Here is a 13,007-nt window from a genome sequence, read left to right on the forward strand (position 1 = left end):
TCAAATTATAAAACCCTTCGGCCTAACAATCACTTACTGTACCCAGGGTTGTGTCAAGTGAATGACACCCTTATATTTCACATTGTATAAATTCAAATATCTGAATGCACAACAAATACTATTAATACAAGAATATCCCTTCAAATTATTATACTATAATTTGAAGGGCACCTTATTCGTTCTGACTATACAAATAAATATCATTATTTCAATCCACAGAAATTCTTCTGACATATTTATTTTATCATATTAATTATATTTATTCAATGATATTTATTTGTATTTATTCTCCGAGGTACTTGTAATATAATTCAATAGTGGGTATAATATAATTGCTGTTGACTCTTTCCAGTGGAAAGGGGGTGGTGCAATGCAATACATAACATCTTTACTCATTTCTGTCCTGGCCGGTGTGATTTGCTATTACATCGGCAAATGGCTAGACAGAAAGTAAATATCAACAGCTAGCCTGGGATATTCCTTCCCTAAAAGGAAAAAGAATCCCCGAAGAGTTGCCGCTCTCCGGGGATTCACTTGTGTTACAATGCACATAACATCTTTACTCTGCTGGTATTATCATACACCACTGCCTAACGTATGTCAATACTATGTTAATTTTTACGTTTCCTTTTGCGAATATTATATTAATTGACTGATAATTTACTGTACCCAGGCGCCGGAACCGTTCACATAGCGGCCGTCAGGAGTCCATGTGTCCGCATACATCACACCGTCCGTCCCCAGATAATACCACTTTCCGTTAATGGCCTGCCATCCGGTCATCATGGCTCCGTTTCCTGCCAGATAATACCATTCGCCGTCCAGTCTCAGCCATCCTGTCTGCATATATCCTGAACTGTTAAAGTGATACCAGGCACCATCGATCTGCTTCCAGCAGGATGCCGGATAACCGCCGGTGTCATAGGAATACCACCAGCCTGTGCCGTCCTGTACCCAGCGGCCGCTGCCGCCGTAATTTGCAATTTCATCCTCGTCAATGGACAGGGAATCAGAATCGTCCGACCACTCTCCTGCCTTGTCATTGTATGTTGAGATGGCTCTTACGCGGAAGGTGTAATCCCCTTCCCGGTTAAAATAACCCGCAAAATCATAGGAGGTACCCGTGGTACTGACCGTTGTCACGGTCTTCTCATCGCGAAGCAGCTTTACCTCATAACTCTTGGCCCCATCGATCTCATCCCATTCAGCTACGGTATCTTCCCACTGAAGATTGGATGTGCCTTCCAATTTTCCGCCAATCCGCTTCAGTTCAGCATAAACCTCTATATAATCGCCGCTGTCATAAACCTTGGCTCTTTTAAACTTGGCATTGCATCCGTTTAAGGTAAAATGGCTTTTGCTTGTATAGGAAAAACGGTAGCCATCCCTGGCGGAAAGCTCAACCTTTACCTCCGGTACATCACCTAATGTCCAGGTATCCTGGTTCTCCGAGTTGGTGTATTCCGCGGACTCCACATAGTATTCACTTCCCCCTGCCTTTACCGTAATGTCACCTATGTCATCCCCGCTTTTAGGAGTTTCACCATAAGAAAATTCCAGCCTAACTTTGTCAATCTTTGTGTCGGATGCAAATGCAGTAAACCCGGAACTGACTGTCATAACAGCTGCCATGACCAGGCATAACGCTTTCTGCTTTTTCATAACGATCCCCTCTCTGTTATCATTTGGATTATTTCCAGTTACAATTTCCAGTTACATATATTCATTATAGTAAAAATACCAAATTTATACAATCTAATAATCCTTACAATTTCATAATTCTTTTTCAGATAAACCGTCTGAGAGAAACTATGTGAAATGGTCCGGACCCAACATTCAAAAAGCCGGCAAAGGAAGTTTCCTATCCTCTGCCGGCTCTCTGACTTTTCAGCAAAGCTTATGCAAGCTTGCTCATAAACCTGACCACACAGTTTACGCCGGGAATCTGATACTGGATGATCCCGTTTTCACCCACCACAATGGTGATCGCCGTTACTCCTCCGTTGGCATCTGTGATCAGTGCCGCGATCTCCTGTCCGGGAGCAAAGCTGGTCTGCTCCATCTGCGTCTGTGAAACTGCTCCGTTTGTTCCAGCAACCACCTCATATGTGACAGCTGCCCCGACCTGCTGATACTGATGCAGATCAATGTCCACCTTGTCATTGTATACTGCTGCAACGCTTTGCACACCGCTTTGGATCGCCTGCTCCGCCAATACAACTGCCGTGTCAAAGCCCTCCAGCTCCGCGGTGCCGGACTTCTGTGAAACCTGGGTACCGTCCGCATATACGACCACATTCTGCGTTACTTCTGTTCCCTGTATGGTAACAGTCTTTTGCTGAACAGCGGCTCCCTGTACCTGGGAGGCCAAAAGCGTTCTGGAGGAACCATCCATGCCCACGGCTATGGTTGCCACAACTGCCGTCTGTCCCCCCGCCACGGGAACGGTCACCGGTTCTGCTGTTGAAACAATGGTATTGCCGCTTATGCTTCCTGCCGCTGTCTGGACCGCAGATGCTGCTACTGTGCTTTCTCCGGTCTGCACGGTCACAGTCTGATTTTCTTCCACCGTAACTGTTACCGATGCCGTATTACCGGTGCTGCCATTTGCGCTGCCGGTTCCATTATCTGCACTGCTGTTTCCGGTTCCCATACCGCTGTTCCCACTGCTTCCGCTGCCGCTTCCACTGCTGCTTCCATCACTTCCGTCACTGCTTGAAATCACTGTCCATTTTGCATACAGTGTCATATTTCCATGGCTCTTGCCCGCAATCTCCGTGACGCGGTTTGTGAAGCTGCCGTCTGTGTACCAGCCGTCAAAGGTATATCCGCTTCTTGAGGGCGCATTTAACAGGATGGTGCTCATGGCTCCGGTGTAGCCTGAAGGATTTGCACTGTTATTGGTTCCGCCGTTCAGTTCATAGGAAACCTTATAGGTAATCAGGGTACCGTGTCCTTCTTGGTCAAAGCGGTAATACACGCCATCCACGGGCACGTCTGCCGAAATAGCCAGATATCCTCTTTCATTTACCCAGAAATCTTTGATCCATGTGGATTCCACCGGTGTCTGGATGCTCTCATCATTAAAGAGCAGATAGCACAGGGTGCCTGTTTTGTCATTTACAAAGCAGTAATCCCACCGCTCTGTCTTTTCTCCGGTTCCGGCAACCTTTCCGCCTTCAAGGGCATATTTTTTAACTGTGGTCCCGTTGTCCAGCTTTGTGCTGAAAAATTGATCCTCCAGCGCCGTCCAATAACCAGCACTGTCAAAGGTTCCGTAATACCCTGCCACTTCCTTTGTCACATTGACAAGCATACGCCCTTTGCCGTCAACATAGCGGAATTTTTTCTCCCCGCCTTTTACCTCTTCGATCCAATGGCGGAGCAGTATTTTCCCATCTGTTCCAAAATAATAGGTGTGTTCTCCGTCAGATACAAACTTATCAGTCACCATATCGCCGTTGGCGCCAACATAGCATACAATACTTCCGCTCTCCGGATCACGGATAAAATCTTCTGTGATCAGATGGACATTGCCGCTTAAGTCGATGTTGTAATACCTGCCGTCTATGAGTTTCTGGTTTGCGTTGGTCACCATGTTCCCCTCCGGATCAACAAAGCATACAATCTTCCCCTGCCTGTCGTATACAAAGGCATCTGTGATCAGGGAGGCCAGGCCGTTTCCGTCAATATTATAATACTTACCGTCTATGAACTTCCCAGTCTCATTGATCACTTTGTTTCCATCCGCACCTACATAGAACAGGTTCCTGCCCTCTGAATCCACAATGAAGGAATCTGTGATCAGGATCACGGCGCCTCTCCCGTCAATATTATAATATTTGCCTTCTATGAGCATCTGGACTGCATTTGTCACCATCTGCCCGTCTTCCCCCACATAGCATATGATGCGTTCTCCGTCACGGATCAGGGAGTTTATGATCAGGGTGACATTTCCCATATCATCAAAGCTGTAATACATACCTTCTATGTTCATAGATGTCCGGCTGGTGATCTTATCTCCATTTTCATCCATGTAGTACAGCTTATCCCCGTTGGGATCAAGGATAAATTCGTATGTGATCAGCATAACATTGCCGGATTCATCAATCCTGTAATACTGATCCCCGATGGGCTGCTGGTCTACGTTTGTTACCCTTTCTCCATTTTCCCCAACGTAGCACCAAATGCTGTCCCCTGAATAGATCAGGGAATTTTTGATCAGTGTAACCTTACCGTCCGCGTCAATATCATAGAACTTTTCTTCTATGAGTTCCTGCTGTTTATCTGTTATCCTGTCCCCATTTATATCCAGATAATACAGAGGATTTCCGGACTCGTCATACACAAACCCGGCTGCGATCATAGTGGGGATACCCGACTCATTAAAGTTATAATATTTGCCGTCTATCTCCATTCCAGTGACGCTGATCACCTTGTTTCCGTCTGCATCTACGTAGCATATTTTTTCGCCGTTGTCTTTAAGGATAAACTCGGATGTAACCAGTGTGACCTGCCCGTCTGCGTTAATATTGTAATATTTCTCCCCTATCAGCTCCTGGGTCCGGTCCGTCACCTTATCTCCCTGTGCATCCAGGTAATACAGAGGCTCCCCGGACTCATTGAAAATAAAACTGTTTATGATCATGGAAGCGCTGCCCGACCCATCAAAGCTATAATATTTGCCCCCTATTTCTTTTTGCTTCTCATTGGTCACTTTATTTCCGTCTTCGTCCACATAATAGGTGGTCTCCCCGACTTCAATAAAGGAACTCACGATCAAGGTGACCCTGCCGTCTCCGTCAATGCTGTAATATTTACCTTCCACCTCCTGCTGAGGCACATCTGTCACCTTCAGGCCGTCCGCACCCACATAAAAAGCAATCGTCTGGCCGTCTGATCCGTGAATAAAGGCATTTATAACCAGGGAGGCATTGCCGGTCCCATCAAAGTTATAATATTTACCGTCTATCTCCTTTTGTTTTTCATCAGTCACTTTGGTTCCATCTTCATCTACATAATAGGTGTTTTCCCTGTCTGTGATAAAGACGCTCACGATCAAGGTAACCTTTCCGGTCCCGTCAATGCTGTAATATTTGCCTTCCACCTCCTGCTGGGGTACATTTGTCACCTTCAGGCCGTCCGCACCCACATAAAAAGCAACGGTCTGGCCGTCCGCCTCGTAAATGAACGCATTGGTGATCAGCGTGGCATTCCCCCTCTCGTCCAAGCGGTAATATCTGCCGTTTATCTCCCTCTGGTCTTCATTGGACACCTTGTTTCCGTCCTCATCCACATAGTACAGTACGGTCTGGCCATCCGCAGCATATATACAGGAATTGGTGATCAAGGTGACTGCGCCCAGCTCATCAAGCTGATAGAATTTACCTTCGATCTCCTGCTGGGGTACATTTTTCATGATTGCTCCATCCTCACCCACATAGCACCGGACCGTCCCATCCTGCCAGTAAATAAAGGAATTTGTGATCAATGCAGCTATACCTGACGCATCAAAGTCATAAAACTTATTATCTATTTCCTTATGTTTCTCATCAGTCACTTTTTCTCCAAATACATCTACATAATACAGGATATTACCGTCCGGGTCATGAATGAACGCATTGGTGATCATGACTCCTGAGCCGTCTGCCTCAAAATTATAATAATTGCCATCGATCTCCCACTCGGTCTTACTGCGTACCTTGTCGCCATTTTCATCTACATAGCATAGGATGTTGTTTGTTTCCGGATCACGGATGAATGTATTTGTAACCAGAGTGCTGTGTCCCTCTATATTAAACGTGTAGTACTTATCGTCTATCTCCAGTTTATCCAAATCGTTTCCGGTCACCAGATATCCATTTTCATCGACCCGCAGATCTTCAATCCATAGGGAACTTACGGTTTCGGCCGCCAACAGGCACTTGGTCTTTCCGGTTTCGTCAGACAGGAAGGAATAATGCTGCCGGTTCTCCCCCTCTCCCGCGCCTGCGATCCTGCCATCCTTGCCCGAGTATTGCCGCTTTCCGTCATTTTCTTCAAAAAATGTGTTAGGAATTGCGGTCCAATAGCCGTCTAAATCAAAGACGCCGTAACGCCCGCCCGCCGCCGTTGTCGTATTCCAAACCATATATCCTTCGATGTCCACAAAGCGGTATGTCTTTTCTCCGCTTTCATCCACGCCTTCGATCCACTGGTGGAATACCTGGGCCCCATCCTTATCAAAATAATAGGTGAACCCTCCCAAGGTAAAGAACGCTTCTCTTACCATGTTGCCCTGGGCATCCACACCGCACAGGATCGTTCCGTCTGCATTAGAAATAATGGAATCTGTGATCAGGCCAGCGTGTCCCTCTCCGTCAAAGTTATAGTACTTGCCGTCTATCTTATGCTGGCTGCTCTCCTGTCCGGTCAGCAGATAGCCGTTTTCCTGTACCCATAAATCCTCCACCCATCCGGATTCCGCCTGCTCCATGGTTGTTCCGTCCTCGGACAGCAGATAGCATTTCCTGCCGTTTTCGTCACTTACAAAGCAATAGTCCTGCCTGGCATCCTTTTCACCGATACCTGCAACTTTTCCGCCTTTTCCGGAATATTTTGTCACCTCTGTCCCGTCATCCAATTTATCTTGGAAAAATTGGTTTTCAATGGCGGTCCAGTAGCCCTCCATATCAAATTCACCGTAGTATCCGCCCACCACTTTCACATCACCATAGACCATATAACCCTTGCCATTGATATAGCGGAATGTGGCTTGGCCGTTTTCGTCCACACCCTCAATCCATTTGCGGAACACCTGGGCACCGTCATCACCAAAATAATAGGTGCGGTCACCATCGGAGACAAACTGGTTCTTCACCATTTCCCCATTTTCATCTACATAGCACAGGATCGTCCCATCCGCGTCATAAATAATGGAATCCAAAACCAGTGTACTGTGCCCTTCCTCATCAAAGGTGTAATACCGATCACCAATCTTTTCCGGCTTCATGTCATCACCGGTCATAAGATAACCGTTTTCATCGATCCACAGATCCTCAGCCCATGCAGATGTCACCTCTGTCCCTCCGGACTGGGACGGCAGCAGGCATTTAGTTCCATTTTCATCATTCTCAAAGAAATAGGGCTGCCAGCTTTCTTCCTCCTCTTTGGCTGCGATCTTTCCATCCTTGCCCGCATACTGCAGTTTTCCGTCATTTTCAAAGAATGTATAGGAGATTGCTTCCCAATAGCCGTCATCAGCAAAATTGCCGTAGTACTTACCTGCTGCCTTTGCCTCCTCACCCATGATGATCTCTCCGTTGCTGTCCGCATAACGGAAGCCGCCATCCTTGTCTCCTATCCATTTCTTTGTCTCTTTCTTCCCATCCTTGCCAACATGGATCACCGCGTTATCCAACTGGATAAACTCATTTTTTATGATCTCATCCGTTGGATCCCCGTTCTCGTCTGTTTTATAATAATATCCTTTTTCCTCATCAAACACACAGTCCTCATCCAGTACGATATACCAGCTTCCGTTCACTCTCTCCTGGGCTGCAGCAACCGGCTGCACTGGTTTTACGGTTTGGGCTGTCTGCTGTTCTTTTGCAGGCTGATCCTCAGGATTTTCGGCTCCGGACTCTGGGGTTCCTTCCGTTTCGCCGTCTCCGGCTTCAGGGTTCCCTTCTGTTTCGCCGTCTCCGGCTTCAGGGTTCCCCTCTGTTTCGCCGTCTCCGGCTTCAGGGTTCCCCTCTGTTTCGCTGTCTCCAGCTTCAGGGTTCTCCTCTGTTTCGCCGTCTCCGGCTTCAGGCTTCTCCTCTGTTTCGCCGTCTCCGGCTCCGGGATTTCCCTCTGTCTCCTCATTTCCGGCTCCGGGATTTCCTTCCGCCTCGCCATCTCCCTTTTCAGGATTTCCTTCCGATTCTCCATCTCCTGTTTCGGGGTTTCCTTCTTCGCTTTCCGTTTTATCCTCTGTCTCCCCATTGCCCGCTTCCGGATTGTTTTCCCCTTTGTCCTCTTTCCCCCCAGCTTTGTCCCCAGCTGCCGGATCTGATACCGGATCTGATACCGGATCTGCATCCGTATCTGCTTTCGGATCCGCTTCCTGTCCTGTAATACCGGCCTCCTTGGCATACGCAGTGGCCGTGCCCAACCCAGGGCTTGCCGCAACTGAAACGCAGGTCATCATAAAAGCAGATGCCACTGCAATTGCCCTTTTAGCACTTCCTTTTACTAATTTTGTCCTCTTCATTATGTACCTCCATTTATTCAGGGAGGCATTGATCCATGCAAGCCGTCCCCTTTCTGATTATTACACATTATAACGTATTTTCGTATATATATCAACGTCTTTTCGTTTTATTGTCTCAATTTTTCCTTGTCTCAGCGTTTTTGCACCTGGCATAGTGTGCGCGAAATAAAGCTCTCTGTTTTTTTGTCCCCAATTCAAGATATGGTTTTAATTGTCTTCGCTTTACCAGGCTCCTGGTCCGTATATATTCGTTGCATATTGTCCTATAGGAAAAGTCGTCAATTACCTGGCCTCCTTTGCAAAAAAGCTTGTGGTACAGAAAAAAACCGTATTCATCCCCCAATTCCATGGACCTCTCCAGGCAAATCTTTGCCAATGTCCGTTCCTCTATGCCGCCCGCGGCAAATACCAGGCCCAGCTTTCTGTACGCTTTTCCGGATCCATGTAATGCCTGGATCCAAAGCATGGTCAACCTGTCCATTGTCGTCACCACCTTTCTTCCATTATGATCATACCGCGTTTTTTTTAGTTTTCTTCCAAACGTTTCCGCTCCAAGTAACGTTTATTCGTCTTATTAATGACGTACAATAGTATCTGGGTTAATTGAAATTTCTCATATATAATAGAAATGGCCCAATTTTGACTATTTTAACAGTGAGGTTTTTCATGGATGATATGATAAATCCGTTGGAGCGCATTCAGGAGCTTTGTGAAGAACGGCATTGGTCCTACTACCAGCTCTCCAAAGCAGCAGGAATCACATATTCCACCTTAAACACCATGATCAATAAACAGAACATGCCATCCATCCCAACCCTTTTCAAATTATGTCAGGGATTTGGCATTACTGTTTCCGATTTCTTTGAACCAAACCGCAGCAAACAGGGTTTGACTTCTGAACAGGCCCTCTGTCTTTCACTTTTCACCACTCTTCCCCAGGAAGATAAGCAGCTGGCCCTCGCCTATTTGAAGGGTTTATCCAAGACGCTTTGATCCCAGAACCAAACATGGCTCTATACGCGATCAGCATTCCAAGCACGCAAAAACAGCAAGCCCCAACTGTTTCATCCGTTGGATCTTGCTGTTCTTTTTACATTAAATAATATGCTTTCGTCTATCTCCACTTCAGGTATATCCCATCATAGGTTGTGGAGTCCATTCTTTCAACCTCCCTTCCATTCTCATCATAACAGATGATCCACCGAAATCCGCCATCCTCAATGGGGTCTTTTCCTTCTATTACGGCATACCCATCTGATGAACTGCATGGTTTTTCCTGGACATCTATCATGGTGATCCTGCAAAGGATCCCATCCTGAGTATACTCATAGCAGATCCCTGCAAAGCCGTTTGCATTCATGCACATGGACCCGTCCAGATCCAGGTAACGGACCGTCAGCGGTTTATACGTATCTGTTTCCTCGTCATAACCCAATTCCAGAGTGCGCTCCCCAAAGCCAAAAGCATGCTTACAAGGCTTCCCTGTTTCATCCAGAAACCTTTGTCTCACAGAATACCCATGGTCGTAAAACCGTTCCTCAACAGCGTATCCGTTGGTATTTTTCTGAAGATTTCCATTTCCGTCAAAATAGGACACGTTTGTCACATTGCCCTTTTCAAACACAAATTCCAGATGCTCCGCTCCCTCCGGTCCCTTTGCCGGATTTCCGGCCCTGTCATAAAACCACAAACCGGTCCTGTTATGCCACTGGTCATAGCTAAGTTTTACCCGGGCCCATCCTTCCCGCCCCTGGACCAGGGAATTTTCCTTATCCCTGTATGTGCTTTCCACCAGGTTTCCGCGTTCATCATATACATACTCAACCTTGTATACCCCCTGCCTGGAAACTCTTTTTCTGTCCTGGTCCAGGTAATACTGGGCCGTCCTGATCCCAAGTTCATTGTACTCAAACTCCAGGCCGGAAATCCCGTTCTCATCCTTGCTGTAGCTGTCCGCATCCGTAAAACTGTTGAGAAACATATTGTAATGTATGTATCCCTCCTGGGTATAGTATTCCTTGATGCGTACAATATCTTTTCCCAGTTCACCGTAATCCTCATAGTATGCGTTCACGTTTCCAAAGGGAAGATTGTCCGGGGATTCACTTCCCGTACAGCTGATCACCCGGTAAGCCCCTTCCGCAGATTCATAGAAATCCTTTCCGTAGGAATAGGTAACATAGCCGGATGAAGAAAGGATATCTGCCGACCGGTAAGTGGTCTCCCCATTGTAATACAGCGGATCATCATAAAAGATTTCAATGTCCGCGACATCTGTGGCCCACAGGAAGGATCCTGTCCCCAGCCCCTTGGTGAATCGTTTTCCAAATATGGTTTTACTTTCATTGGTCCGGATGGCCCAATATGAACTCATCTGCGGCAGATCATCCTCTGTTACCGGATGTATCCCCTTGGGAACATCATAGACTTCTTTTATATCATGGTAGTATTCCGTTACCGCACCTGCTGCCGGATCATGTCCTTTCCCCGGCAGGATGCGGCCGATCCCAACAAAATCCAGGGCCGCCAGGCAAACCGTAAGGCCGATGGCCACCGGCAATCTCAGGCTATGCAGCCTTTTTTCATTGTCCCTCCCGCATTTGGCCAGATAATGCTGAAAATCATCATGGATCAATCCATAATATCCATTGCTGTTTTTCGTTACAAGCCCCAGATTTCCGTCAAGCTGTTCCGCCACTGCAAAATCAAACCATTCCATCTCGCTTAAGCTGCCCAGCATCATGCGGGATTTCCCAAGGTAATCCTTAAATTTCTTTCCGAACCCAATCTTCCTCAGATTTCCGTAATTCTGCCTCAGGATCTGATACATCTGGTCAAATGACAAAAGAGTGCGCTTCTTTCGCGTCATGGCCAGGGCAATGGCGGGCAGAAGATGCACCAAAATATACTTATGGCACAGCTGCATGGATTCATTTCCCGCATCGATCCGCAGCTGGGTAGTACAAAGATTCTCCATATACAGACGTACCAAGTCATCTGCACTGCGGATGCTCCTGTCTGATGCCACATGGGTCCGGTTATCCTTTTCCATGGAAATAATGCTCTTGTAAAGATCCAGCATCATGGGATTGGACAAAAGTTCTCTCAGGTTTGTCTTTTCCGGAAGTGGTATTCCATATTTTTCCAATTCATTTCTAACTGTCTGTGATGGCAAGGGGAGCAGTTGGGCAGACTGGAACATTGTAAGCCCATATTCCAGAACTTCTTCCGTTCTCTCTGTCACCAATACACCCACACCCGGTTTATCACCCAGGCCCTCGATTTCCCTCAGCAGTTTTTCCCGATTGCTTCCCGCTTCATTTAGGCCGTCTAACAGCAGGATCACCCCTGCATCCAAACCGACCCGTTGGTCAAAGATCCGCTCCAGTTCATGGAGTGCATCCTCTGTATCCGGCTGCCCTTCGGAAAAACACAGCTGCCTTAAAAAATATTTGCGGATAAAGCAGGACTCACCCTGGGTCTCCTGATAGTCTTTCAGCGAAATGTAGTAAACCACAGGAGCATTTGCCCGGTAGCTTTCCACATGCATTCCCCAAAGTTCTTTCAGCAGACTGGTCTTTCCCATTCCACCCGGTCCCTTTAAAAGAACATTATGTCCCTCTTTCAGATAATCGTACAGTTCACGCAGAGTAACCTCCCCAAAATCCGATATGGAAATGTTCTGGGGAAGGTAAACATGATCCATATCCCCTGTCCGGCGGTATAAGGTCCTGCTGCTTTCCCAAAGGGCGCTGTTGGAAATGCCTTTCCCGTCAATGCGCTCAACCAGTTCCTCCAAATCCCGCTTTAAGGAATCAATATCCGCGTATCGTTTTCTTGATAAAACCTGCAGCCCGCGCAGCAGGATCTGAATCGCTTTGGAAACGGCAGACTGAGGTTCGCCACAAAAGATCTCCAACCCGGAACAAAGCTTTTTCTGCATATGCCTGGGATCCATCTCCCGGTCCGTCATCCCATCTTTGGTGAGCATCCGGTAAAACACCGCGCACACAGAGTAAAGGTCTGAGGAATAGTCGATGGATGACACATCTTCTTCAAGGACCTCCGGAGCCGCATATCCCGCCTTCCCGGCAAACAAAAACTCACATGCTTCTATGTCCGACCGTCTAAGGACACTGTTGTAGTCAATCAGCATTGCCTGTTCCGGAAGGAGCAGGATATTGTCAGGGCTGATGTCCAGATGAAGCAGTCCATTCTGATGCAATCCCCTCAGCGCATCCAGAATCTTTATGGTGATGACAGCTGCCTGCCGAAGGGTTTTGGCGGGTTCCTCCCCACTTAGCAGATCCTCAAGTATCACTCCCCCGTGAACCGTCAGTACGGAATAATAGGTGCCGTATGCCTCATAGGAGTTATGATTACCGGATATCTGGGACGGGAGCTTTTCCAAAAGTTCCAGATTGACCTGATTACCCAGGCGAAAGCACTTCCTGCTGTGTTCGATCTTCTGCCCTGCCTCCTCCGTCCAGCAGATCTCGCCCTCCTCATTCCGATAAATATGCCCTCTGGGATCATAGGGATACAGCTCTTTGATCAGAACACGGTGTTCCTGATCCGTGTTCAGCCCATCCCGGTATGCGGCGTAGTACACCACAGAACTGCCGCCATAACCGGCAATACCTAAAATCCGATATGCGTTTTCTCCAAGATAGAGAACCTCACCGTCTTTCCGAAACGTCCTTGTGTACGCCATCCATCCGTTCCGCCTTTCTCCCGCAATGCTCTTGCTGACTTCCGTTATAAGTATATCAGG

Annotated in this window: 5 protein-coding genes; 1 reads left to right on the top strand and 4 read right to left on the bottom strand. The window is 47.3% G+C overall.

Annotation, left to right across the window (positions count from 1 at the left end; genetic code table 11):
• Window positions 1-660: 660 nt before the first annotated feature.
• The 3 genes from CLFS41_RS21460 to CLFS41_RS21470 all read right to left on the bottom strand — a co-directional run bounded on the left by CLFS41_RS21460 (window position 661) and on the right by CLFS41_RS21470 (window position 8,714).
• Window positions 661-1,662 carry an endo-beta-N-acetylglucosaminidase gene (locus CLFS41_RS21460; RefSeq protein ID WP_045093414.1) on the bottom strand — a complete coding sequence of 334 codons (1,002 nt, stop codon included), beginning with the start codon at window positions 1,660-1,662 and terminating at the stop codon, window positions 661-663.
• 235 nt (window positions 1,663-1,897) lie between these two features.
• On the bottom strand, window positions 1,898-8,233 hold the full coding sequence (locus CLFS41_RS21465) for an InlB B-repeat-containing protein (protein ID WP_045093415.1): 6,336 nt from the start codon (window positions 8,231-8,233) through the stop codon (window positions 1,898-1,900).
• A 115-nt stretch (window positions 8,234-8,348) separates the two neighbouring features.
• A complete protein-coding gene (locus CLFS41_RS21470; RefSeq protein ID WP_045093416.1) occupies window positions 8,349-8,714 on the bottom strand; it encodes a hypothetical protein in 366 nt (121 codons plus the stop codon).
• Between the two features lie 185 nt (window positions 8,715-8,899).
• Here CLFS41_RS21470 and CLFS41_RS21475 point away from each other — a divergent pair, with 185 nt between their 5' ends.
• Complete coding sequence (locus tag CLFS41_RS21475; RefSeq protein ID WP_048930573.1) at window positions 8,900-9,226, top strand: helix-turn-helix transcriptional regulator; 327 nt, start codon at window positions 8,900-8,902, stop codon at window positions 9,224-9,226.
• 121 nt (window positions 9,227-9,347) lie between these two features.
• On the opposite strand, the gene CLFS41_RS21480 is transcribed toward CLFS41_RS21475, so the two are convergent.
• Window positions 9,348-12,947: an NACHT domain-containing protein gene (locus CLFS41_RS21480; protein WP_045093418.1), complete on the bottom strand. Its 3,600-nt coding sequence runs from the start codon at window positions 12,945-12,947 to the stop codon at window positions 9,348-9,350.
• Between the last annotated feature and the right edge of the window lie 60 nt (window positions 12,948-13,007).

The organism is Clostridium sp. FS41 (genome assembly GCF_000954015.1).
Classification (GTDB): domain Bacteria; phylum Bacillota; class Clostridia; order Lachnospirales; family Lachnospiraceae; genus Enterocloster; species Enterocloster citroniae.

Bases quoted from the DNA above. Each gene is read 5' to 3' on its own strand.
- CLFS41_RS21465 (WP_045093415.1), bottom strand. From the start codon at position 8,233: ATGAAGAGGACAAAATTAGTAAAAGGAAGTGCTAAAAGGGCAATTGCA.
- CLFS41_RS21460 (WP_045093414.1), bottom strand. From the start codon at position 1,662: ATGAAAAAGCAGAAAGCGTTATGCCTGGTCATGGCAGCTGTTATGACA.
- CLFS41_RS21470 (WP_045093416.1), bottom strand. From the start codon at position 8,714: ATGGACAGGTTGACCATGCTTTGGATCCAGGCATTACATGGATCCGGA.
- CLFS41_RS21480 (WP_045093418.1), bottom strand. From the start codon at position 12,947: ATGGCGTACACAAGGACGTTTCGGAAAGACGGTGAGGTTCTCTATCTT.
- CLFS41_RS21475 (WP_048930573.1), top strand. From the start codon at position 8,900: ATGGATGATATGATAAATCCGTTGGAGCGCATTCAGGAGCTTTGTGAA.